Below are 25886 nucleotides of genomic sequence, written 5' to 3' on the forward strand. Positions count from 1 at the left end.
TCTTCACTATGTAATATCATAAAAAATTTGGATAAAAGTAGATTTTTACTTTTATCCAAATTTTTCAACTTAAAATAAATGACTATTTTTTCTTCATATAATAATAAACTGGTAATCCAAGTAGGGTTATAAATATACCACCTAAAGATACTGCTGTTGAAGTCAGTATTTGATTTATTATTACAAATAATCCACCTAATATAGCTATAATTGGTATTATTGGATATAAAGGAACTTTATACGGTCTGTGTAAATCTGGTTGTTCTCTTCTAAGCCTTATAACTCCAACAAAAGTCAATACGTAAAATACCCATATTGAAAATATAGTTAAATCTGTCAAAAGATTAAATTGACCAGATAAAGCATATATACATGCTAATACAGTTATGAGCAGTATTGAATTTACAGGAGACCCACCAGAATTTACTTTTAATAAAACCTTAGAAGCAGGCAAAGTTCCTTTTTCAGCTAATGTATATGGTATTCTTGACCCTGTTAATAAATATCCATTTAATGTACCAAACACTGATATTAATATACCCACAGTTATTACTTTTCCACCTAAATTTCCAAATAATTTTTTTGCAACTAATGTTGCTGGTGAAGTAACAGTTGCTAATTCACTTGCTGGCACAACCCAAAGATATGCTACATTTATTATAATATATATTGCCATAACTAATGATAGCCCACCAACTATTGCTCTTGGTAAATCTTTTTCTGGAGATTTCATCTCTCCTGAGATAGCACCGACATTTATCCATCCATCATATGCAAACAACGTTGCTATTAATACTTGTCCAAGTGCGCTTGATACACTAACTCCATCACCTACAAATGGATTTAATATCTCACTACTTTGGCCTTTAATAAATCCAAATATTATTATTAGAGCTAATGGTATCATTTTTCCAATAGTAGCTACTGTCTGAACTTTTCCTCCCAATGATGAACCTATTATATTAAGTAATGATAAAAACAGTATTACTCCAATTGCTATTGGAAGCACAACTGACATATTGTTTGGACTCATATTTAAAAGTTCAGATGCTTGTTGAGCAAATATTACCCCTAATGCTGCTGACGTACCTGGAAAAAATAATACAGTTTGCATCCATCCAGTTAAAAATCCTAATTTTTCTCCATATATTTCTTCAATATAAATCATCATACCACCAGTTTTTGGGATAGCAGCTGATATTTCTGTAGCTGTAAGTCCAGCTGTTATTGTTATAAATCCACCTAAAAGCCATGCTATAATACCTAGTCCTGGAGCTCCATTAGTTGTGGTATATATTGCCTGTGGCTTAAAAAAAACTCCTGAACCTATAACCATACCTACAACAGTAGAAAGAGCTGCTGAAAGACCAATCGTCTTTTGTAGTTGAGTACGCATGATGTCCCTCCTTACTGTTTTATAAGTGCATAAAATATTAATTTTATAAATTTATGGTTTTAGTATTCCCAAAGTTTTTTTTTATATTAACTTACTAACTTTATATTAATTTGCTATACATTTAAAATTATAGAATACCAACCTTCATAATTTCAACCTTATAAAGACTGTCTATTTTTTTAATGTAAATTATATTTACTATCTTAAATTAATTAAATTAAAGTTTAATCTTTTAACTTAAAATGTGTATATATCTAATACTTTTCCTTTTAAAATTTCTTTTTCATTTAGTTCTGGATTATTGATAACAATTTCAAGCATCTTATTTAATAGATACCCTATATCTTTACCTGGTTTAACACCTATAGACATTAAATCGTTTCCATTAATAGCTAAGTCTTTAATATGAAAGCATTCATTTTGACTTATTATATGTTTAAATTCCTTTTCACTCTCAATAAGGTTTAATATTTTCTGTTTTGCATATTTTGGGTTTTTAGCAAGTGTGTCAGCCCAATTAACCTTTATTAAATCTTCAAATAGTTCAACATCTCCAAGTTTATTTAATAACTTTTTAATAATTTTTCTTTTTGGTTCTATTCTATAATCATGATATTGTATTAATATTAAAACTTTATTAATAGTATAATTATCATACTTAAGTCTCTTCAAAATTTGCTTTGCTATTTTGACAGACTCCCTACTGTGACTATAAAAATGGTCAATTCCATTTTTATCTGTCGTTTTAGTAATTTTTTTACCCAAATCATGAAATAACATTGTAAGCTTTAGATATAATTCATCTTCAATTACTTCAGTAGCTATCAATGTATGTTTTCCAACATTATAAATATGATATGGATTATTTTGAATAACATCTTCTAAGTCACATATTTCAGGAATTATAAATTTTAATAATCCTGTTGAAATTAATAAATTTAACTTAGATGAATCAGATATTAGCATTTTATTGAATTCTACTTGAATTCTTTCCATAGACACACATTTTATTAAATCTGCGTTTCTGTAGATACTTTGTTTAGTATCTTCATCTATTTTAAAATTAAGCTGTGCAGAAAACCTAATCGCTCTAAGCATTCTAAGTGCATCTTCTTCAAATCTATCTACTGGATTTCCAACGCAACGAATACACTTATTTTGTATATCCTCACAACCATTAAATGGGTCAACTAATCCAGTCTTTGAATTGTATGCAATTGCATTAACAGTAAAATCTCTTCTTGACAAATCCTTAACTATATCATTTGTAAATTCTATTGAATCTGGATGTCTACCATCACTATAACTTCCATCTATTCTATATGTTGTCACTTCAAATGGCTCATGTTCAATCATGACTGTTACAGTACCATGTTGTATACCAGTTGGAATAGTCCTTTCAAATATCTCTACCACTTTTTCAGGTCTTGCACTAGTTGTTATATCCCAGTCATTTGGAATTTTTTCTAATAAACAATCCCTCACACATCCTCCAACTACATATGCCTCATAACCATTCTTTTCTAATTCTTTAATTATATAATCCACTTTTTTAGGAATTTCTATATTAGTCATAAATATCACCTTTTTTTATTTTTTCTTTAATATACTCTTACTTATATTCTCTATGTGTTTAATTAAAATATACCACAAAAAAACTAGATTAATTTAGAAATAATTCTAAAATCACTCTAGCTTTTAAGTATATTTATCTAAATTTATAAAAATTTAATAAATTATTCATCCAACTTAAGTACAGACATAAATGCTTTTTGAGGAACTTCAACAGAGCCAATTTGTCTCATACGCTTCTTACCTTCTTTTTGTTTTTCAAGAAGTTTCTTCTTACGAGATATATCTCCACCATAACATTTAGCAAGTACATCTTTTCTTAAAGCACTTATTGTCTCTCTTGCAATAACCTTATTACCAACAGCAGCTTGTATAGGTATAGCAAATTGATGTCTTGGAATTTCTCCTTTTAATTTCTCACACATTGCCTTTCCTCTAGGGAAAGCACGAGTTTCATGTACAATAAAACTAAGTGCATCAACTTGCTCTTTATTAATTAAAACATCAAGTTTTACAAGAGTAGATGCAACATATCCCTTAATCTCATAATCAAGAGAACCATATCCTCTAGTTCTTGATTTTAAGGCATCAAAGAAATCATAAACAACTTCATTAAGAGGAAGGTCGTAATGAAGCATTACTCTTCTCTCATCTATATATTCCATGTTTAACATATTTCCACGTCTTTCCTGGCAAAGTTCCATAACAACACCTACATAATCTTTAGGAACTATTATATCTCCTTTTACTATAGGTTCTTCTATCATTCTTATCTCAGCTACTTCTGGCAAATTTGCAGGATTTTGTATCATTACAACTTCTCCGTCAGTTTTTGTAACTCTGTATATAACAGATGGTGCTGTAGTTATTATATCAAGATTAAATTCTCTCTCAAGTCTTTCTTGCATTATTTCCATATGTAAAAGACCTAAAAATCCACATCTAAACCCAAACCCTAGTGCTGCTGAAGTTTCAGCCTCATATTCAAGGGCAGCATCATTTACTTGTAATTTTTCAAGAGCATCTCTTACATTTTCATATTTTTCACCTTCTCCTGGATATATACCACAATATACCATTGGAGTAGCTTTTTTATATCCTGGTAAAGGTTCTTCTGTAGGATTATTTGAATCTGTTATTGTATCCCCTACACGACAGCTTCTTATGTCTTTTATACTAGCAGCAATATAACCAACATCACCAGCTGATAATTCACTAAGTTCAGTTTGCCCTGGAGCCATAACACCAACTTCAGTTACTTCAAACTTTTTCTTAGTATTCATCATTTTTATTGTCATACCTTTTTTAACAGTTCCTTCAAACACTCTAACATAGGCTACAACACCTTTATAAGCATCGTAATAAGAGTCAAATATTAACGCCTTTAATGGTGCTTCATTATCTCCTTTAGGTGCAGGTACATTTTTTACAATATCTTCTAAAACATCTTCTATATTTAAACCTGTTTTAGCTGAAATAAGAGGTGCTTCACTTGCATCAAGCCCTATTATATCTTCAATTTCATGTTTTACTTCATCTGGTCTTGCACTTGGTAAATCTATTTTATTTATTATTGGTAATATTTCTAAATCTTGGTCTATTGCAAGATACACATTAGCTAAAGTCTGTGCCTCAACACCTTGTGCTGCATCGACTACCAATAATGCTCCCTCACATGCTACTAAACTTCTTGATACCTCATAATTGAAGTCTACATGTCCTGGTGTATCTATAAGATTTAAATAATATTCATTTCCATCCTTCGCCTTATACATTAATCTTATATTTTGAAGCTTTATAGTGATTCCTCTTTCTCTTTCAAGATCCATGTTATCAAGTAATTGACTCTTCATGTCTCTTTCACTGACAAGCCCCGTTTGTTGTATTAATCTATCAGCTAAGGTAGACTTTCCATGGTCTATATGTGCAATTATACTAAAATTTCTAGTTCTACTTTGTTTATTGTCCACCTTAAATTCCCTCCTCTTGATTATTCTTATAGTTATCATTTTATATTATATAAAAACTTTTTATATATCAAATTTTAAATTTTTGAATATAAACTAATTGGCATTAAACAAAATTATCCACATTATATGTGGATTATCAAGTCTAACACTAAATATTATATAATATCATAAACTTAAAGTAAATCCTATAAAATATAGTTAATGTGTTTTTATTTTATACAATTAAAGATACATAACTAAAATAAGGCTTATTTTAATCAATAAACCTTATTCACTTATTTCCTACTTATTAAATTTTTCAACGATTTTGTGTATATCAAAATCTGGTATATCAATCTTTGGTATATCAAACTTTGTAATATCAAATTTAATACTTGAGAAATAATTATGTTGCTTTATTCCCAACATACTTTTAGCATTACTATCAACTATAAACACACAAATGGATGTACCTATAATCATAATAACTAAAAATATAATTCTCATAATATACTTATATTTTCTTTGTTTACTTTTACCTTCTATATTTCTTTCTAATCGGCTCATTCAACATGCTCCTAATTACACTAAACAATCTAATTTTTTTGTTTAAAATATTCATCTAAAATTTCAGCAAGATACTTTGTAGTAGCCTTAGATTCTTCTATACTCGTTGCATTATTTCCAATTTCTATTAACATGTGATTTTTAACTGCAAATTGATTAAATCTAGCATAGTCTTTTTCTACTATTGGAGACACCAAGCCTGGATATTTCTTTTCAGCAAAAGCAGTTATATCATCTGCTAAAGCTCTAAGTTGTGCTTTATTTTCATTTTTTCCTCCTACAACAAAGAAGAATTTAGATACTCTCTCTCCATTTATCATAGTTGTATATTTCAAATGGTCTTTTTCTTTAGTGGCTGGATTAGTTAAATCCCTAGCATCCCTATGTAAATCTATTGCTATGTCCACTGTATTATATTTAGGGAGTATACTTTTTATTGTTTTTAAACTACTTGCATAAGAGTTATTATAAGATGGATAGTCATGGTATTTAGTAGTATGGACTACACCCCATCCCTTACTGTCTAAAGCACTAGTTAATGCATTTCCTACTTCCATTACTGAATTTTTCTTATCTCTTGAATGATAATTTCCATCAGGTGAGTTTGAATAAGTTTCACACCCATGAGTATGATATATCAAAATTCTTGGATTTTCTTTAGTCACTCTTAAGTCATCTTTATACTCTGCACTAGATGCAGTACTAGTTTCAGTTGTATCTGAGTTTTTTGACTCAATATCTGGAACATTTTCTTTACCAACATAAAGTTTTATATATTCTTTTTCGCTTTCTTTCTTATTGTCGGATTTACTTACATCCTCAGATTTTTTATTTTCATCTTTACTTTCTTTACTTGCTTCTTTATTTTTATCACTCTTTTTATTTTCTGTATTATTTCCTTCGACTTTAGCTTCTGGATAAGATGAATTTACTAAAAACTTTAAAAAGTCATCTTGATTTAAAGCCAATGATTTTCCTGGTAAAATGCATGCTAATATAAAAGTCAAGGTTACTACTTTAATGCATTTTTTAAACATATTTGCTCCTCCTTATTTTACAATCTACCTGGATGTAAAGACCTATTCAGACCTTCACTTATTATTATAGATAGATTTTCAATTGTATCATCTATATCTTTTGGTGTTACGATTAAGTTCTTATCATATGGATCTAACGAATCTTTTATTAGATGATATTTTTCTTCCTCTTTAAGTTTTTTCAACATATTATAAAAACTTTCTGTTTCTTCTGATTGAGATATTAAATTATCTATTGCCATATCCAAAACATCTATAGTAAGAGTTGCTGCGTCAACCACAGTTGGAACTCCTATTGCAATAACATCCACTCCTAAGGTTTCTTTAGTGAGAGATTTTCTTGTATTACCAACACCTCCACCAGGTGATATTCCTGCTGTTGATATTTGTATAGTAGAGTTTACTCTTTCCATTTTTCTTGATGCTAGTGCATCTATTGCTACTACTCTATCTGGCTTAACTTTCTCAACTAGTGACTTCACTACTTCACTAGTTTCTATCCCAGTAACACCCATAACCCCTGGACTTAGAGCTGATACCTCAGTAAAATCATCATCATAATCCTTGTTGTAATTTTTAAAGAGATGTCTAGTTACTAGTGTTTTAGATACACTTTTGGGACCCAATGCATCAGAAGTAATATTTCTATTTCCAAGACCAATTACTAGTGTCTTTTTATTTTTGTCTTGTCCAAATACATCTACTAATTCATCTTTTAGATAATTTATCATCTCTTCTCTTGACTCATCATCATCAAACTTCATAAGATTACTTTCTAGGGTTATATACTTTCCTATATCTTTGTTCATTATCTCTGAACCTTGTTCATCTATTACTTCAACTTTTGTTACAACACAATTTTCTAATTCTTTAGTTTCTATTTCCACCCCAGGAATACTACTTCCTTCTTGAGATTTTTCACACATTTCACTAGCTTCTAAAGCCAAATCTGTTCTTACATTAATCATATAAACCTCCAGTATAAATTAAATGCTAATTATAATTGTTAACAAAATTTAGTATTTTATAACAAAAAACTATAAATTTATTTAAAACAAGTAAAATTAAGGCTTTCAATGTAAGAAAATTGAGTTTGGTCAGTAAATAGTCAGTAAACTTCCTTAACTATCATCTATTTACAAATATAAAAAGGTAGCAACTATTTATATAGGCGCTACCTTTTAATCTATTTATCAATTTCATATTATCAAATTCCTGTCAAATTTTCATTCATTATACATTTCTTTTTATCAAAATAACTTTATAATTTCTATATCATTTCATTCTGTTGAAAAAATGGTTCAGTAATCTCCAACCACTCATTTGGCAAATAAATAGCTAGATAACCATGATTATATCCCTTAGCTTCATAAATTTTACAAGAAGGTACATAAGACTGAAACATCTTTGCAGAGTTTTTTACACATTTCATTTCCTTTTCACCATACCAATACATCACTTGTGCTGTAGTTTCTCTTAAACTCTCCTTAAGTGTGTACTTCATCATATAAGTACGATACATAGCATAGAGTGTTTCTTTTCTGACATGTGGCATATCTTTCATATAATAGTTCTTAATTTCATCTGGATATTGCATGTTTTTTGGAAATAATTTTGACATCATAGCAATTTGAAATCTACAAGCTTTTTCACTAAATAAAAGCCCTCTAAAAAATCGAATCGACATCATACAAGCTCGTGCCATATTGGGTCTAGGATAGCAAATACTGCCATCAATAATTGCCTTTTCAGTAATATCTGGTTTTCGAGATAAAATCTCTATAACAATCTGTCCACCAAGAGATACTCCACACAGAGAAAAAAGATGACCACCACACTCTTCATCTATATATTTCATCAATTTATCTGCTGTATCCTCTGTAGAAATATATGCAGTCTTGTATTCTTCTCCATGACCATCCAGTGTAGGAAGTATTACATGATAGTATTCAGACAATACTCGTGCTTGTCGTAAATAATTCCACCATGCATTCCCACCTCCATGAATCAGCATGATATGTGGATTGTTTTTATTCCCAAATTCATGAAAGTTCATATATAATACCTCCTTATAAAAACAAAATGTTTGTTATTTCTTCTTCTCATCATTTTTTGCAGGTGGAGAAGATATAATTGAGAGTTTTCGGAGTTTTAAATCTGATTTGGGTTCTTGGTCTATGTATGGCTTTAATAAATCAACTATACTTTGAAGAAGATTTTCATATTCTCTATCAGTTATATATAACAATGCTGAAGTGAAAAATACATTGTCTTTCTTATGGGCTTGATTTTTCAAACTAAAATACTCATTCATTTCTTGCATCAAACCCATATGAAATGCTGTAGAGAGTGAAACAGATGCATCTACTTCCATATCCAAAGCATATTCCTTTAATGAATAAATTTTTTCAATTGTACCACGTACACGATTTTCTTTAACTACTTCAATCATATTGTTATCTTCCAAAATTTTAACATGGTGGTAAACTGTTGCACGAGGAATATCACTTAGATACTTCACAATATCAGATGTACGAACACTACCATGAATTCTGATATACTGTAAAATTCGGAGTCTAGCTGGATTTAAAATTAGTTTTGTTGTATCCACTTTATCAATCCTTTCTTTAATCCATAAAATTATTATAGTCTATTTTTTTAGACTATACAAGAGTATGATATAAAACTATTAAACAGTCAACAGTAATAAAAATAGCGATAGTATAGTTCTGCTTATCTGCAACAATAAAAAAATTACCTTTAATTAATAGAAAAACTTTCATATTAACCATATAAATTCATATTTTTATAAAATTTATTACTAAGTCCATAAAAATGAGTAATTTCTTGTATTATCTTATAATTATTGGAAATACTATCAAAATGTATGTTAATAATTTGTATTATTTCAAGATATATGTTACAAAAATAAAATATTAAATTGTATCTATTAAAATATTTAAAGAACAAAATATATCAACATAAAAACAAAATATTTCAAATTATTTATACATAATTTATAGTCTAAAAAATCAAAACAAAAAACATTATTAAAATATATAAATAATAATCCTTGATTTTTAGATTTATTTCTGTTAAAATCTAATATGTTGACGATGAATATGAGAAAAAAATACAGGGAGGTGAACACGGTGGCAAATATAAAATCAGCTAAGAAAAGAATAAGTGTTATCGAAAAGAAAACTGCTTTAAATAGAGTTAGAAAATCTCAAATAAAAACTGCAATAAGAAGATTCGAAGATGCTGTTGCAGCTGGAAACAGAGAGGATGCTGTTGTTAAGTTCCAATACGCTCAAAAAAGAATATACCAAGTAGCTTCTAAAGGAACTATACATAAGAATGCTGCAGCTAGAAAAGTAGCTAAATTAGCTCAAAAGTTAAACGGTATGAACGCTTAATTACCAGTTTATATTTCTTATATATAATAACCCCTATGTAGGGGTTTTTTATTTTGGAAATTTATACAATAAAAAATAAATAGTTAGACATATTATAGTAGATTATATACTCTTAGACTCAATCTAGCCTACTTGTACTTTGAACTATAACATATCTTGCTATTTATTTTTTATTAATGTATAATTTTTTTACACTGCTTGTCTTTTACAGTATCTACTAACCAACATTTCTACTGCTAAGGTATCCCTTATAAGACCTGTTTTTATTTTATAATCACTTTCTAATATATAGTTTAAAATTTCTATGATTATATCATCAGAAAAGTTCTTAGCCTGCTTTAATGCTTTTCCTATTACAAATTGATGAATTTTTAATTTATCTGCTATAAGTTTTGCTGAGTATCCCTCTAATTGTAATTGTCTTACTTGCATAACTATTTTAAACTGTCTAGCTATCATAGAAAATATACCTAAAACAGATTCGCCCTCCTGTATCATATCATTCAATATTTTCATTGCATTAGAAGCACTTTGCTCTCCAATATAATCAATTAACTTAAATATATCATTTTCAACCTTTTTAGGAGATAATTTATCTATTATATCATTAGTTACACTATTTCCCTTTCCAACAAATGAGCTAATTTTATTTATCTCGTTTTCTAAGTCTGATAAAGTCTTTTCACTACTTTTATCTCTATATCCTTCTTGTTCAATAAAATACATTATCTGAGAGTTTTCTATTATAACTTCATTTAGAGCAAAAGATTTTTTTATCCACTTAAATAAGTCCATATCAGAAAGCTTGTCACAGTTAAAAACAATTCCATTATTACTTATCTTTTTAACTAAAGATTTTCTTTTGTCAATATCTCCGTATACAACAAAAACTATGGTAGTAGTGTCTGGAGTATTATCTAAATGCTCTATCAAGTATTTTTCGTCACTATCTGTAAAATTCTTTTTCTTTCCTTTTAGTAACTCAAAGTCTTTTACTATTACTATTTTTCTATCATCCATAAAAGGAAGTGTCTCTATAGAGCTTATAAGCTGATTTAAGACTATTTCCTTTCCATCTATTATATCTAAGTTAAAATCGAGCATTCCTTCGTTTAAATTCTCTTTAAAGACTTTTATTGCATTTTCTATTAAATAATACTCTCTGCCATAAAAAAGATACATTTTCTCAAGTTTTTTATCTTTTATATTCCTTATAATATCCTTGTAATCCATTTTCTTGCTCCTTTATCTCTTTTCCTTCTATGTAAAATATGTAAAAAAATACTCCTATGTAATAAATCACTACAATATAAAGTTTAGGGTTATCTATATCAATATATGTAAAATTTAAATTGCTGAGTTTCTCTAGTAAAAAAAATATGATTTCTATCAATGTACTGTTAAATAAAGCTATTATTTTAGCTATTACTACACTTATTTTAAATATTATTAAACTTGCAATACTCAAATACATTATTATACCTATAAATGGTACTATGATTAAATTTCCTATGATTGAAACCAATGGTATACCTTTAAATGTATAATATATTATAGGCAAGGTTAATATATTTGACGATATTGTCAATGATACCATACTTAATTTTATAATACTATTTATTTTATTGTAAAATATTAGTATAGAGAATGTAGCTAAAAAAGATAATTGAAAACTTACATTATATATAACATAGGGGTTATTTATAATTAAAACTATCCCTATTAGAGACAGTGTTGATATTCCATCCTTTTTTCTATTAATAAAGACTGATAAATAGAAAACCATAACAAATGTTATAGACCTAATTATAGATGGAGACGCACCTACCATTATACAATATAAAGATATAAAAATCGACAATATTAATAATTTATACAATTTATTTATACCTCTTAATAAAAAAGCAATTACAACACATAGTATGCCTGTATGAAGACCAGATATAGATATTACATGGCTAGTTCCTGTTCTGGTGAACATTTCTTTTTGCTCATCTGTCAGATTTTCAACTTCTGCTAACAATATAGAATTTATAAAATCCGAATTTTTCTTATATAAATATCTATACGTTTTATTTATGTAAAACTTTACTTTACCTATTAAGTCATATATTTTATTCTTACCAATAATTTTATAGCTATTTATATATATTATACCTTTATATCCAGTGCTTTTTATATACCTTCCATAATCAAAATCTTCATATTTCATTTTAGCTAAACTTTTAAATTTGCCTGTAATATTAACTTTCTGACCAATTTTCAAATTTTTAGTTCTTGTGTAATCATTTATTAAGAAAGCGCCTACTTTATACTGATTATATCTAGGCTTTTCAAGTCTTCCTTTAACTGTTCCTTGTATAGTTATTATCTTATCATTAAATTTTTCATCCTCTTTCTTCTTATTTGTGATAATAAAAGATACAGCTATCACAAATATTAATATAATTAGTAAAGGTCTTCTTATTTGAATCATAATCACTCCTCTAGAAAACATATTATTTAGATTATTTTCAAATAAATATTTTTTAAACAAAAGAAATTATTCTATAAACAAAAGAATACGTCAAAAGATTTATTAAAATCTTTTGACGTATTTTCATTTCTATATATATTCATTTATATAATTATCTTTTTTAGAAAAAATGCAATTAAGTATTTCTATTGTTTTTTTTGAAATACCCTTTATATTATTTAATAAAAGTGCTTCTTCAATGTCTATATAAGAAAATGCCAATTGTGTTAAAGCATTTATATCTAATTTAATATCAAAACACTCTTGAAGCTCATCTGTACATTCTTTATTTAATTTTTCTAACATTACTTTTTTATTTTGTATAGATATTTTGAATAGTCCATTATTCTCTTCTATATATTTATCTTCTATATATAATTTTATAGAGCCATTAATATCCTTATCAATATCTATATCTTCAATAAATTGCTTTACATTTATAACTCTTCCCATCATAAAAGGTTTTATTTTTATCTCACAGTCTTTAGGATTGTCTAATATAAACCTTATCTTATCTATCATAGGAGTAGCTATAGTAACTATCTTACATTGAGTATTGTGATTATATATAAATTTAAGCATTGATTTAAGAGCATCTATGTTTTTATAAAATAGCTCTCTGACAAACATTTTATCTCCTTGAAGAAAATAAATTACATATCCATCTTTTTCACTATCTTCATGGATATATAAATGTCCATCTTCACTTTGGATTTCTTTAAATAAGTTTTCATAATAATGTTCATCTTTTAACACATTACCATTAACCTCATTTAAAAATACTTTATCTATTTTAATTAAATCATCAATTTGTGATAAATTAGCTTTTATCATTTTTCCATTTGCCTTGAAAGTTTTTAAATCATCTGTTTTGATAGTATATTCAATTTGGTCATAACAATGCTCATATCCAAACCTTCTATAAAGTCTATAATCAATTGGCATTAATATAGATACTAGTTGTCCTTTCTTATACAACTCATTTAAAGTAAATTTAATAACTTTACTCATATAGCCAGTTCCTCTCCCCTCAGGAAGTGTGGAAACCCCTACTACATACGATGTATTGTATACCTTACTATTTAAACTTAATTTATACTGGTTTAGCTGAAGAGAGGAAACAATTTTTCCTTCATCTAAAGCTATTACAGTATTTTCATATTTATATTTATCATTAAAATAGTATTTCATAAAACTTTCACTATCATTAAAGCAATAACTCCATATTTCTTTTATACTTTCTATTTCTTCTTCTTTAGCATACCTAATCTCCATATAGTTTATTAAGCCTCCCTAACACTGTACTTTTCAACAAATCTACAAGGGTGGTAAGAAAGTTTAGCTTTTCTTAGACCTTCAATACCTAAGTCTTCTTCTCTATTTACAAACTCAACATCTTTAAATTCACTTACTAAAAATTGTTGGTTTATAAATGGATATAAACCTCTTATATCTGGATTGGCTTTTTCTATATGAATTAATGCCATGTTTTTATTTAAAAGCTCTCCGATACTAAATGCTTCTAATTTTCCATCCACATATACACCAAATACTTTTACTTTATCTTTTAAAATATCATAATTGTTAAATATCTTTTTGATACCAACTAATTCATCATCCATACTTTCATCAAATTCGTTATTTTCTTCTTTGTTACTTTCCCATTCTTTCATTAATACTAAACATTCATTGAAGTTTTCTTTCTCTAATAATCTTGCTTCATATCTACCTGCATATTCTTTTAAGAAATAATTTATATGATTTCTCTTCTTTTGATTCTTTTTACCTGCTAGCGTTCTTAAACTTTCTGCATCATAGATATAATCAAATAAATCTCTTTCTTCTATATACTCAAATCTATTTGGGTATTTTTCTTTTAAAAATTCTACCACTTCAGTAGTAATACCTCTTAAGTATATTTTTTTGTTGTTATGTGAAAAATACTCAAGTACAAAATCTACAACTTCTGGAAGTTTGTCTTTTTTAGCAAGTGGTAATATTGAGAAACTATCTCCTTCATACTCACCAACTAAAACAGCAAAATCTTCACCTATATAGTATCCTGTCTTATAAACATGTTGCCACATATATAAAGTACTAAAACAGTACTCACAAGCTTCATAATCTACTAAATCAAAATAAGGGTCTAGCTCCTTTTTTGAATTTAGTTCAATATCTTTGAAAAACATAAAATCCTCCTACCTTTTTATTGCTTAATTTTTTAAAATTTTATTTTGTATCTATAAAAACTCCAATTTAGTTATGGTATTAATTTCACTTATATTGTCTAAAATATAAAATAGGATAGTTCCCATATATCTTATATTACCCATCATAAAATTATATAAACATGTAATGACTGGAGTGATTTTTTATTGAGAAATAAAATTTTTTTATTAATACTTATTATAATATCACTTTTAAGTGCTTGTGACAAAAAATCTCTACTATCTATACATATGATAGATGTTGGACAAGGTGATAGTCTTTTAGTTCAAACACCTACAAAGAAAAATATATTAATTGATGGAGGTGATGAAGATAGTGGAAATATAGTTACTAGTTACTTGAAACAAAAAAGAATAAAAACCATTGATATAATAATAGCTACGCATCCAGATTCAGACCATATAGGAAGTCTTGATAATGTCATAAAAAAATTTAATGTAAACTCCATCTATATGCCTGAACAATCAACAGAAAGTGAAGCTTATCAAAATCTAATAAGTTCTTGTAATGATAAAAACCTATCTATACAGTATCTATACAGAGATGATGTTTTAAATATCGATAACAATATAAATATATATGTATTAAGTCCTTCATATATACAGGAAGAACCTAATTTAAACTCAATAGTTTTTAAATTAAATTTTAATGACACCTCATTTTTATTTATGGGCGATGCTGAAGAAGCAATTGAAAAAGAAATTTTACATTATTTTAAATTAGATAACATCAATTTTATAAAAATCGGTCATCATGGAAGCAATTCATCAACTACTTTAGAATTTATTGAAAAAATTCATCCAGATATAGCCGCAATATCGTGTGGATATAAAAATCAATATGGACATCCTCATAAGGAAGTTATCAATAATTTAAAACAAAACAATATATCAATTTATAGGACAGATAAAATAGGTGATATTGTTTTTTATAGTGATGGTAAAATGATATTTACAAAACACAAATATAAAATAGACACTTAACATAAGAAATAAAACTGTAACTACATAACAGAACTAGGCTAAAAGTATCAACATAAAATGGTTTTATATTGATGCTTTTAGCCTTTAAAATATGTCCATAAAATTTATAGATAAAATATTTAGCATTATTACCCTAATAATTCATTAACTATTACAGATGCAATTACTAGACCTCCAACAGATGGCACAAATGATACACTACCTGGTGTTACCTTTTTACCATTCATGACTTTCTTTTTAAGTTCTATTGGTTGTTCAGTTGAATATACCACCTTTAATTTTTTAATTCCTCTATCTCTAAGCTCTTTTCTCATGACTTTAGCTAAAGGACAAGTACTTGTTTTGTGTATATCAGTAACAACTATTTTAGTTGGGTCCAATTTATTTCCCATACCCATAGAACTTATTATTTTTAAACCTCTTTTTTCACATGTTTCAATTAAATGTATCTTCGAGCTTACCATATCTATTGCATCCACAACATAATCATATCTTTCTGTTAGTATTTCACTACTAGTATCTTTATTATAAAGATTTCTTATTTTTTTTATATTAATATTAGGATTTATATCTAAAATTCTTTCTTCCATAACATCGACTTTATATTTTCCCACAGTTGAATGTAATGCTGGTATTTGTCTATTTATATTTGTTATATCTACATCATCAAAATCAACAATAGTGAGATTACCCACTCCAGCTCTTGCTAAAGCTTCAACAGTAAAACTACCTACTCCTCCAACTCCAAATACTATTACATTTGAATTTTTAAGTTTTTCTATACCATCATCTCCAACTAGAAAACTAGTTCTCGTTGTAAAGTTATTTTCCATTTTTCCACTCTCCTAGACTTTTATATACCTAATATTAGTATTAGAAAATTCACATTATATAATACTAGATATTATATATTACTAAAACTAAATTATCTCAAAATAATTTTTAAATTTAAAAAGGTATCTTTTAATATTAAAAGATACCTTTTATACTGGCGGGAATGCGTGGGAATCGAACCCACCTAAGAGGCTCTTAACCCCTCATACTAGTTTTGAAGACTAGAGGGCACACCGGCACCCATCCACTCCCATAACGAAACGTTTCTCAACGAAATCTATAATATCATATATTTTGACTCTTTGCAACAATTTTTATAGATTAATTTGATAGCAAATCATATTTTAAATAGTTTTTATCTATAGCAATTAATATTTATATATCTTCTTATTATATTTATAACTATATTTATAAACTTAAAAACTGGAAACCATATTTTAATTATCTATAAAGAATTTTTCCTCTATTTAATCAAAATACAATTTCCAGTATAAATATAAATTATTTAATTATTTTAATATACGTATATCTATAGTTTTTCTTCCCCAGTTATAAACTGTCTTTGAATCATTCATAAATATATCAATTTTATTTCCTTTTATCGCACCACCACAGTCTTCAGCAGTAAATACCATATCAAATTGAGGTATATATACTTTCGTTCCATATGGTATAACCTTAGGGTCTACAGCTATTGTTCCCCACTTAGGCTTTGTTCCTGTTGCAGTTATACTATGACCAGAATATGCAGTTGCTACAACTCTCATACTTCTACCATTGTTACTACTGCTACTACTTGAAGAAGATGAAGCCATCCTTCTTGAACTTTCTCCCCTTGATGAAGCTACTTGCATTTCTACTTTTGTTCCTTTATTTACAACTTTATTAACTGGCTCAGATGTAACAACTTTTTTCACAAATTCCTTTTCTACTTTCTTGCCATTGTGATAAGTTTCTTTATATACTAATTCACTTTTACCAGATTTTCCTTCTTCTTTAACTTTAGAATCTCCTTTTGACAAAGAGTTATCTTCAACAACTGTAACTTCAAACGGAATGTCTTTAGTCTCTACAACTGTTTTTTCCTTAACATCAATTACTTCTATTTTATCTCCATTAGATAACTTTGAATTTACATCCAAACTAACTATATCATTTCCATCATAGCTAATGTTTTGGGCTTCCAAAAGGTCTCCTACATTAGAACTAAATGTAGATACAGTTCTTTCTTCTCCTTTTACTACTAATGTTACTTGTTTATTAAGTGCAGAGTATCCAGATAAAATTCCAACTGATAAAACAACCGCCATTGCCGAGACTTTAACATTACTCAATTTCTTTAAATTCATATAAAATTTCCTCCCTCAAATTTTTTACACTATATATTTTGCTTCGTAATCTTCTGCTTCGTAAATTTCTTTTTTGTTTTTTGTGTAACTAAATTGTAACTATTTTTTCAAGAGTTGTCAACTTGACAAAAAAATAGAAATATGCATACATAGTATTTTCAACTATTGAAGCATATTTCTATTAGTTACAACAATGTCATTGTTTATTGTTGTTTTGTTATCATTTTGTTACCTTTTATCTTTATATATTTTCTATCTGCCAATTGATAGGTTCTTTTCCTAGCTTTTCGAGAATTTCATTTATCTTAGAGAAGTGCTTACATCCAAAAAAACCTTTACTTGCTGATAATGGACTTGGATGAGGTGCTTCCAAAATATAATGCTTACTTGTATCAATCAATTCTACTTTTTTACGCGCATTACTTCCCCACAGTACAAAAATTACTGGGTCTTCACGGTCACTTAAAATAGAAATCACTCTATCTGTGAAAATTTCCCACCCTTTATTTTTATGAGAATTGGCTTCATGTGCTCTAACAGTAAGTGCTGTATTTAAAAGTAACACACCTTGGTCTGCCCAAGGCATTAAGTATCCATTATTAGGTATAAAGCATCCTAAATCTTCTTTCAACTCTTTGTACATATTTAATAGAGATGGTGGAGTTTTTACTTGTGGTTGAACTGAAAAAGCTAAACCATGAGCTTGATTATCTCCATGATAGGGGTCTTGTCCTAGTATTAAAACTTTTGTATCTTTATATGAAGTGTGTTTTAAAGCTTCATATATGTTATGCATATTAGGAAAAATTTGACGTGTCTTATATTCATCTATAAGGAATTTTCTTAAATTTAAATAATATTCTTTTTCAAATTCTTCCTTTAATAATTCATTCCAATCGTTTCCTAAATTAACCATAGTTATCACCAATTCCTTTCAGCTATTTTTATTTATTGTTTTATTTAGAAATTATGTCCTCTTGATTGTCATTCTTTTCATTAGTATTTATTTTTATGCTCACTCTGTTAGGTATACAAACTATACTTTGACTTGGTTTGTTTATAAAACCTGTATGTACACACACCTTATCAGGACATGAAGCATCTATTATCTCCACACCTTTGTCATGAATTTTAACTATATTGTACCCTCCTCTATTTTCTATTTTAAATTCTTCTTTGGCATTTATTGAAACAGTCTTATACAATTTATTATCTACATAAATTTCAATACTTCCAGCATTTTTAGAATTTATAACATTTATTATTCCATAACATGCTGTGATAACAATCAAAACACCTAAAATAAGAAGAATGTCTTTTTTCTTCATTTTTTGTCCTCCTATGAAATTATGCTATAATAAGATAATAACACAATTTCATAGGAGGAATATACCATGAATAAGAAAAAAATCACATTTATTTTTGTGATATTGATTTTAGCATTAATTTTATTTTCATTTTTTAGGAGTTCAAGTCAAAATACTAAATATAGTAAGACAAGCTATTACCTTGGTACAGTAAATGAAGTTACTATATTTAATATAAAAGAATCAAAAAGTGATAAAATTTTAAATGAATGTGATTCAATTTTAAGATATATTGATAACAAGATGAGTACCCATATACCAGGAAGCGATGTTTCTAAAATAAATGATAATGCTGGTAAAGATTTTGTCAAAGTTTCTGATGATACATTTTTTGTTGTACAAGAGGCTATAGAATACTCTAAGTTGTCAAATGGATACTTTGATATAACAGTTGGTCCACTATCCAATCTATGGGCAATTGGAACAGACAAGGCTAAAGTCCCAAATGACTCTGAGATAAACGAACTTCTGCCGCTCATTGATTACAAAAATATTATATTAGATGAAAAAAATAAATCTATAAAGTTAGCTAAAGAAGATATGAAAATTGATTTAGGGGCAATAGCTAAAGGATATGCTGCTGATAAAATCGTAGGCTATTTGAAATCAGAAGGTATAAAAAAAGCTTTAGTAAACTTGGGAGGTAATATATTTACTTTAGAAGATAGCAAAAATAACAAACCTTTTAAAATTGGTATTCAAGACCCAACTAGCAAAAATGGAGAATCTATAGGGAATATAGAAACTACAAATAAATCTGTTGTTACATCTGGAATTTATGAGAGATTTATAGAAAAAGATGGTAAAATATATCACCATATGTTAAATCCATTTACAGGATACCCTTTTGAAAACAACTTAAGCAGTGTTACAATAATCTCTGATAAATCTATTAATTGTGATGCTTTATCCACTTCTACATTTGGACTTGGACTTGAAAAAGGTATGGATTTAATTAATAGTATTGATAATGTAGATGCTATATTTATAACCAAAGATAAAAAAGTATATTTAACTAATGGCATACAAAATAATTTTAAACTTACAGACAAAGCTTTTTCTATTAAAAAGTTCAATAAATAATGAGTTTAAATAATAACTATATCTATTATGCATACAAATTTATACATACAAATTTAAATAACTCTAATATAACTAATGTAAATTTAAGTTTTATATAAAATATGGTATATACTAAGTAGTCTAAAACAAATTGTACTTATGTATATACCATATTTATAGCTTGATTTGTATAAAACACTACCCATTACGCTTTAACTTTCGATAATAAATAACTCCTACAACATATAAAACAATCCACAAAACAAATAAATATATGATTATTACCAATGAGTTGTATATATCTAATGCATTTAGTACAGAGAAAACAAAAGCAGATATAGGAATTATTATCATACATACAATGTAAGCATATCTTCCTGCTTTATCTCTATACATAACATTTCTTTCATCATGAAGATTAATGTTTTCTATTTCGAGCTTTTCTTTGTATTCTTCTTTATGCTTATTCCAGTAAAAGTAACGATAAATGGCAGAAATTCCACCAAATCCAAAGCCTCCTGCTAGTCCAGCAAACAAAGAACCTAACTTATCACCATTCATTAAACAAAGAAACAAGAAAATAACACCTAAAACTACAAATACAATTCCTATTCTTAAATTTTTCTTTTCCATGAACTATTTCTCCTTCCATAAAAATATTTCTTCAATCGACATTTCAAAAAAATCAGATATTTGAAATGCAAGTTCTAAAGATGGATTATATTTTCCATTTTCAATAGAACTAATCGTCTGCCTTGAAACCTTAAGAATTTTTGCAAAATCTTCTTGATTAAGACCTTTTTTCTTTCTTAAATCCTCTACACGATTTTTCAAAAAGATTGCCTCCTTTTTGTAAAGTTTCCTTTACATTTATAATATACCACTTGCTTTTATTTTTGTAAAGGAAACTTTACAAAATATATATAAAAATAGACATTTCATTAGAAATGCCTATCATTAAACATATTTAATTTTATAATTGAATTACATCTTGATGTCTATAAACCTTATTTTTTAATCTTTTTTAGTACATCTTTGAAACAACCTACATTTTTTATTTTTAATAATAACTCAACTAACTTTTTATAACGACTTTACAAACAAATCCATTCTATTTAATGCCTCAATTACATTTTCTTTTTGAGTTCCTAAATTTATCCTAACATACTTTTCTCCATCTTTTACAAAGTGACTTCCATCTTCTATTAGCACTCCTGTATTGACAGCTAACCTATCTGTAAATTCACTTGCACTTAGTCCTAGATTGCTTATGTCCATCCAAGCCAAATAAGACGATTCCATCTTCATTAGTTTAATCTTCTCATATTTATTTACCCAATTCTCTAAAAGTTCATAATTTGATTTTATATACTCATTTACGTTCCTTAACCACTCTCTACATTCATCATAAGCTGTTATTAATCCTATTATTCCAAATACATTTGGAGAAGTTATAGAATTTTGTTTTAGTTTCTTTCTAAAAGTATCTCTTATATCCTTATTTATAACTATTGAATAAGAGGTCTTTAATCCTCCAAGATTAAACCCTTTATTTGGTGATGTCAATAGGATAATATTTTCTAAAAGTTCTCTTTCAAGCTTAAGAATAGAATTAAATTCGCCATAATGAATATGCTCTGCATGTACTTCATCTGCAACTAAAATAACATTGTTTTCTTTACATATAGTTGCTACTTTCGTCATTTCTTCAATTGACCAAATTCTTCCTGATGGATTATGTGGTGTACAAAACATCATTAACTTAGGTTTATTTTCTTTAATTTGAGATTCTAATCTATCAAAATTTATATAATATCTATCATTTATCACATCTAATGTATTACAAACTACATTTACACCCTGCTTTTTAGCTGATGATTCAAATGGGTCATAAACTGGTGTATTTAATATTATACTATCTCCTTTTTTACAAAAAGCTTGTACTACATAGTGAAGTGTTGACACAGTTCCATAAGTCAATGTAATCCATTCTCTTTCTACATTTACTTTATGCATATCATTTTGCCACCCAATAACTGAATCATAAAATTCATCATAACAGTATGTATATCCAAATACACCTCTTTTTACAGCTTCAATAAATTTACTTTCTATTTCTGTTGGTATTTTAAAATCCATATCAGCAATCCACATTGGTACAAAATCTTCTTTAATATATCCAAATTTATCTCTTATAATATTTAAATCCCACTTTCTACACTTTTCACTTACTCTATCTGGTCTATCATCAAAATTATACATTTAAATTTACCTCGTCTTTTCTTATTATTATAAAAATACTTAGCTACAATTTATTTTTAATTTACAACTATTAAATCTTTGGTAGATATAGTCAATCTCATACACCCATCTTGAGTTATAAGTACATCATCTTCAATTCTTACTCCTCCAAGTTCTGGCACATATATACCAGGCTCTATAGTTACAACCATGCCTTCTTTTAATACTTCATTTGATTCTGAAGTTAATGCTGGATACTCATGAACCATAATACCTACACCATGACCCAGATTGTGTCCAAAATTATCACCATATCCATATGAACTAATTATATCTCTTGCAACCTTATCTATTTCACCAGCAGTCATGCCTGGCTTTAAAACCTTTATACACTCTTCATTAGCTTTCTTTACTATATTATATATTTTTTCTAGTTCTTTATTTGTAGTTCCCATACAAATAGTTCTAGTAATGTCTGAACAATAATTATTATACTTTGCTCCAAAATCGAATGTAACAAAATCTCCATATTCTATAATTTTTTCACTAGCTTTTCCATGAGGTAAGGCTCCTCTCAAACCAGATGCAACTATAGTGTCGAATGATTCTTTTTGTCCGCCTAATTCTTTTATGAATCTTACAATTTCATTTTCTACTTGTCTTTCAGTCATACCAACTTTTATAAAGTCAATTATATGATAAAACGTAGCATCTACTATTTCACAAGCTTTTTTTATATATTTTATTTCATCTTCATCTTTCTCTTTTCTTAAAGTAGATAAATCAATTGATTTTAAAGTTACATTTAATTTGTTATTCATACTTTTATATGAGTCAAAAGATACTTCACTTCCTTCAAAGCCAATTTCTTTTATATTTTGATTTCTGCAAATATCATTAATTATGTCAAAATACGTTCTATTTTTATCCATTAATATAACATCAAATAAATCTGATTTTCTTTTAACTTCTTCAAAGTATCTAAAATCTACTATTATATATTGTTTATCTTTCGTTATAAAAACATAGCCTGATGAACTAAATAGATTTCCAATATAAAACTTATTGGTAGAACTATTAATAAGAATTCCATCTACATTATACTCTTTAAGATACTTTCTTATTTTTTCTATTTTATTCATAATTTTATCTTCACCATCCTTAATTAGTCATATAGGTAAGGCTGGTAATATTGTTTCAATCAATATTACCAGCCAAGGTTATTATAGATAGTAAAATTTATAAATTAATCAATATAATCTACAACAAGTTTACCATCCTTTATTAATTTATTTCTGTAAAATACATTTCCTACAGCTATGAATATAGCACCAACTGCTATACCTATTACATATCCAAATAAGTTATCTACTAGAGGCCATGCCCATATAGCTGACTCTGGGAACCACTGAATTGCCCCTAAAACTATACCTGTAATAGCTCCTATTATACTTCCTACGATATTTAAAGGTATAACAAAACCTGGTCTCTCAAGTGCAAATGGTATTGCTCCCTCTGATATACCCATAAATGATAGGAATATAGAAGTTTTTCCTGCTTGATAGAATTGTCTATCATATACTCTTCTTCCCACTAATCTTTTATCTAATAAAGTTGTAAGTCCTAATCCAATTGGAGGAACAACTATAGCTATTGTTCTTGCTGTTATTGGTAGTACATTTTCTGTAGTCAAACCAAGTGCAACGAATCCTGCTGCTTTATTTATTGGTCCACCTAAGTCAAATGCTGTAGCTGCTGCTAAAGCTGTTGCATATACATATTCTCCCGCTGCTCCTGCTGCTGTTAAGAAGTTTTTCATACTTTCATTAATTAATCCACCAAATGGAGTTATTATAAATATCATCAATACCATACAAGTTAATGATGCTATTAGTGGTATTAAAAATGTTGTTTTAAAAGCTAACCAGTTATGAGAAACTTTTATAGATTTATTTAACCATTTTACAAAATATCCTATTATAAATGCGATTAATATTGCACCTAAGAATCCTGATGCAACTGGTACAACTTCTGTCCATTGTCCATCTATGAATTGTGGTACACCTACAGGTTTATTAGCTATATATCCACCTATAAATCCTGCGATTAGGGCTGTTTTTCCACCTATAGAATTTGCACAGAATGCTGCAAATAGTGGTATTGCAAATCCAAACAGAGTAAACCCGAAGTTTGACATTAATTGTGCCATGTTTAAAAGGCTAAGTTTAAATCCTGTAAATTCACCTGAGTTCATAGCATCAACTATACCTACAGATGGGTCAAGCCCTAATATTGCATATGGTATTAATTGAGATAAAGCTCCTATAAGTCCACCCATTACTAAGACTGGTATCATATATGATATACCTGTCATTATATGTTTACTAATTTCTTTCCATTTTCCATTTCCCTTTGATTGAGTTGGATTAGATGGAGTAGTTTTTCCTGCGTTATTGCCTCCTGTTGTAGAAGCACCTGAACTGTTTATAACTTTTTTCTTGATTGCCATTCTATTTCCTCCACAGTAAATTTATTATATTCCTAAATCCTCTTCTATTTCCTTTATAACACCTTCTGCATTCTTTATAGCCTCTTGTAATTCAACCTCATAAACTTCACAACCATCAAATCTTTCCATACCTTCTGGTGTTATTGCTACTGCATGTATTATCATAGTTGCTCCTAATATGTCTTCTCTTGTTAATTCATTTTGCACACCATCTGCACCTTGAGTTTCAACTTTTGCTTCATAACCTAATGCCTTTGCAGCTTGCTCTATTGCTTCTGCTGCCATAAAAGTGTGAGCTAGTCCCATTGGACAAGCACATAATGCTACTAATTTTTTATTCATTTTAAATTCCTCCTATTTACTTTAATTAATTATTTTTATTTTAACTTTAGTATTTATCTATAAACCTAAAGCTTCATTTATTAAATTAGCGATTTCTTCCACATTATCACTCTTTAAAAGAGAATCTTTAAAATCTTTATTTATTAATTTTCTTGAAAGAGACGATAATAATTTAAGGTGTATGTTTTCTTTACTTTTTCCTGGCATAAGCAAACTTATTGCCAATTTGACATTGTCCTCACCTTCATTCCAAACAACATTATCATTAAACTTTAGTACCACTACTGCTGGATTTTCAATTGCATCATTTTTAGTATGAGGTATTGCTATAGATTCTCCCAAATTTGTAGTAAATTGCTCTTCTCTAGCTGCTAAGCCTTCGTATACTAGATTTTCATCTTCTGTTAAATTTAATTCTTTAGCTTTCTTAGCTATAAATTTTAAAACCTCAACCTTAGACTTAGCCTCAGTATTTAAAAATACATATTCTTTGTTAAATATGTTTGTTCCCATTG

26 protein-coding genes and 1 tRNA gene are annotated in these 25886 nt (G+C 27.8%); 3 read left to right on the forward strand and 24 right to left on the reverse strand.

Annotated elements, in window-relative coordinates:
• Positions 1-82: 82 nt before the first annotated feature.
• The 8 genes from IC173_RS07210 to IC173_RS07245 form a co-directional block, all read right to left on the reverse strand.
• Entirely contained in the window at positions 83-1396 is a 1314-nt protein-coding gene (locus tag IC173_RS07210; RefSeq protein ID WP_227432569.1) for an APC family permease, read from the reverse strand.
• A 237-nt stretch (positions 1397-1633) separates the two neighbouring features.
• Positions 1634-2971: a CCA tRNA nucleotidyltransferase gene (locus IC173_RS07215; protein WP_227855361.1), complete on the reverse strand. Its 1338-nt coding sequence runs from the start codon at positions 2969-2971 to the stop codon at positions 1634-1636.
• Positions 2972-3132: 161 nt separating this feature from the next.
• Positions 3133-4938: a translation elongation factor 4 gene (gene lepA, locus IC173_RS07220; RefSeq protein ID WP_227482848.1), complete on the reverse strand. Its 1806-nt coding sequence runs from the start codon at positions 4936-4938 to the stop codon at positions 3133-3135.
• A gap of 282 nt (positions 4939-5220) precedes the next feature.
• Positions 5221-5484, reverse strand: a complete 264-nt coding sequence (locus IC173_RS07225; protein ID WP_227830755.1) for a hypothetical protein — start codon at positions 5482-5484, stop codon at positions 5221-5223.
• Between the two features lie 29 nt (positions 5485-5513).
• A complete protein-coding gene (gene spoIIP, locus IC173_RS07230) occupies positions 5514-6521 on the reverse strand; it encodes a stage II sporulation protein P (RefSeq protein ID WP_227432565.1) in 1008 nt (335 codons plus the stop codon).
• A gap of 17 nt (positions 6522-6538) precedes the next feature.
• Complete coding sequence (gene gpr, locus IC173_RS07235; protein WP_227432564.1) at positions 6539-7489, reverse strand: GPR endopeptidase; 951 nt, start codon at positions 7487-7489, stop codon at positions 6539-6541.
• Between the two features lie 302 nt (positions 7490-7791).
• Positions 7792-8577, reverse strand: a complete 786-nt coding sequence (locus tag IC173_RS07240) for an alpha/beta fold hydrolase (RefSeq protein WP_227432563.1) — start codon at positions 8575-8577, stop codon at positions 7792-7794.
• Positions 8578-8610: 33 nt separating this feature from the next.
• Positions 8611-9132: a helix-turn-helix domain-containing protein gene (locus IC173_RS07245; protein ID WP_227855362.1), complete on the reverse strand. Its 522-nt coding sequence runs from the start codon at positions 9130-9132 to the stop codon at positions 8611-8613.
• Between the two features lie 541 nt (positions 9133-9673).
• On the opposite strand from IC173_RS07245, the gene rpsT reads away from it, so the two are divergent.
• Positions 9674-9940, forward strand: coding sequence for a 30S ribosomal protein S20 (rpsT, locus tag IC173_RS07250; protein ID WP_227432754.1), 267 nt, complete (start codon positions 9674-9676; stop codon positions 9938-9940).
• A 189-nt stretch (positions 9941-10129) separates the two neighbouring features.
• Here the strand turns inward: rpsT and holA are convergent, their stop codons facing one another.
• The 4 genes from holA to IC173_RS07270 form a co-directional block, all read right to left on the reverse strand.
• A complete protein-coding gene (gene holA, locus IC173_RS07255) occupies positions 10130-11173 on the reverse strand; it encodes a DNA polymerase III subunit delta (RefSeq protein WP_227432561.1) in 1044 nt (347 codons plus the stop codon).
• Positions 11136-12416: a ComEC/Rec2 family competence protein gene (locus IC173_RS07260; protein ID WP_227432560.1), complete on the reverse strand. Its 1281-nt coding sequence runs from the start codon at positions 12414-12416 to the stop codon at positions 11136-11138. The genes holA and IC173_RS07260 overlap by 38 nt, the downstream gene beginning before the upstream one ends.
• A 129-nt stretch (positions 12417-12545) precedes the next feature.
• Positions 12546-13730, reverse strand: a complete 1185-nt coding sequence (eis, locus tag IC173_RS07265) for an enhanced intracellular survival protein Eis (protein WP_227482854.1) — start codon at positions 13728-13730, stop codon at positions 12546-12548.
• 8 nt (positions 13731-13738) lie between these two features.
• Positions 13739-14644: a phosphatidylglycerol lysyltransferase domain-containing protein gene (locus IC173_RS07270; RefSeq protein WP_227855363.1), complete on the reverse strand. Its 906-nt coding sequence runs from the start codon at positions 14642-14644 to the stop codon at positions 13739-13741.
• Between the two features lie 186 nt (positions 14645-14830).
• On the opposite strand from IC173_RS07270, the gene IC173_RS07275 reads away from it, so the two are divergent.
• Positions 14831-15667, forward strand: coding sequence for a ComEC/Rec2 family competence protein (locus IC173_RS07275; RefSeq protein ID WP_227432557.1), 837 nt, complete (start codon positions 14831-14833; stop codon positions 15665-15667).
• A gap of 128 nt (positions 15668-15795) precedes the next feature.
• On the opposite strand, the gene IC173_RS07280 is transcribed toward IC173_RS07275, so the two are convergent.
• The 5 genes from IC173_RS07280 to IC173_RS07300 all read right to left on the reverse strand — a co-directional run bounded on the left by IC173_RS07280 (position 15796) and on the right by IC173_RS07300 (position 19178).
• Complete coding sequence (locus IC173_RS07280; RefSeq protein ID WP_227432556.1) at positions 15796-16500, reverse strand: ThiF family adenylyltransferase; 705 nt, start codon at positions 16498-16500, stop codon at positions 15796-15798.
• A 156-nt stretch (positions 16501-16656) separates the two neighbouring features.
• Positions 16657-16753 (reverse strand) — tRNA-Sec (locus IC173_RS07285).
• Between the two features lie 257 nt (positions 16754-17010).
• On the reverse strand, positions 17011-17850 hold the full coding sequence (locus IC173_RS07290; RefSeq protein WP_227432555.1) for a G5 domain-containing protein: 840 nt from the start codon (positions 17848-17850) through the stop codon (positions 17011-17013).
• A gap of 241 nt (positions 17851-18091) precedes the next feature.
• Positions 18092-18766, reverse strand: a complete 675-nt coding sequence (locus IC173_RS07295) for a uracil-DNA glycosylase (protein ID WP_227432554.1) — start codon at positions 18764-18766, stop codon at positions 18092-18094.
• A gap of 40 nt (positions 18767-18806) precedes the next feature.
• Complete coding sequence (locus tag IC173_RS07300) at positions 18807-19178, reverse strand: NusG domain II-containing protein (protein WP_227432553.1); 372 nt, start codon at positions 19176-19178, stop codon at positions 18807-18809.
• Between the two features lie 66 nt (positions 19179-19244).
• Here IC173_RS07300 and IC173_RS07305 point away from each other — a divergent pair, with 66 nt between their 5' ends.
• Positions 19245-20300, forward strand: a complete 1056-nt coding sequence (locus tag IC173_RS07305; protein ID WP_227432552.1) for an FAD:protein FMN transferase — start codon at positions 19245-19247, stop codon at positions 20298-20300.
• A gap of 177 nt (positions 20301-20477) precedes the next feature.
• Here IC173_RS07305 and IC173_RS07310 read toward each other — a convergent pair whose 3' ends face one another.
• From IC173_RS07310 to IC173_RS07340, 7 genes are all read right to left on the reverse strand, one after another.
• A complete protein-coding gene (locus IC173_RS07310) occupies positions 20478-20912 on the reverse strand; it encodes a tellurium resistance protein TerC (RefSeq protein WP_227432551.1) in 435 nt (144 codons plus the stop codon).
• A 3-nt stretch (positions 20913-20915) separates the two neighbouring features.
• The gene (locus IC173_RS07315) at positions 20916-21113 is read right to left on the reverse strand and encodes a helix-turn-helix transcriptional regulator (RefSeq protein WP_227432550.1); all 198 of its coding nucleotides are present in this window, start codon (positions 21111-21113) and stop codon (positions 20916-20918) included.
• A gap of 249 nt (positions 21114-21362) precedes the next feature.
• Positions 21363-22541: a PatB family C-S lyase gene (locus IC173_RS07320; protein ID WP_227855364.1), complete on the reverse strand. Its 1179-nt coding sequence runs from the start codon at positions 22539-22541 to the stop codon at positions 21363-21365.
• A gap of 56 nt (positions 22542-22597) precedes the next feature.
• Complete coding sequence (locus tag IC173_RS07325; RefSeq protein WP_227432548.1) at positions 22598-23662, reverse strand: aminopeptidase P family protein; 1065 nt, start codon at positions 23660-23662, stop codon at positions 22598-22600.
• A 104-nt stretch (positions 23663-23766) separates the two neighbouring features.
• Positions 23767-25029 (reverse strand): PTS fructose transporter subunit IIC, encoded by a 1263-nt coding sequence (locus IC173_RS07330; protein WP_227482859.1) that lies wholly within the window; start codon positions 25027-25029, stop codon positions 23767-23769.
• Between the two features lie 24 nt (positions 25030-25053).
• The gene (locus IC173_RS07335; RefSeq protein WP_227432546.1) at positions 25054-25371 is read right to left on the reverse strand and encodes a PTS fructose transporter subunit IIB; all 318 of its coding nucleotides are present in this window, start codon (positions 25369-25371) and stop codon (positions 25054-25056) included.
• A 57-nt stretch (positions 25372-25428) separates the two neighbouring features.
• Positions 25429-25884, reverse strand: a complete 456-nt coding sequence (locus IC173_RS07340; RefSeq protein WP_227482860.1) for a PTS sugar transporter subunit IIA — start codon at positions 25882-25884, stop codon at positions 25429-25431.
• Positions 25885-25886 lie beyond the last annotated feature (2 nt).

The organism is Clostridioides sp. ES-S-0048-02 (assembly GCF_020658495.1).
In the GTDB taxonomy this organism is placed as follows: domain Bacteria; phylum Bacillota; class Clostridia; order Peptostreptococcales; family Peptostreptococcaceae; genus Clostridioides.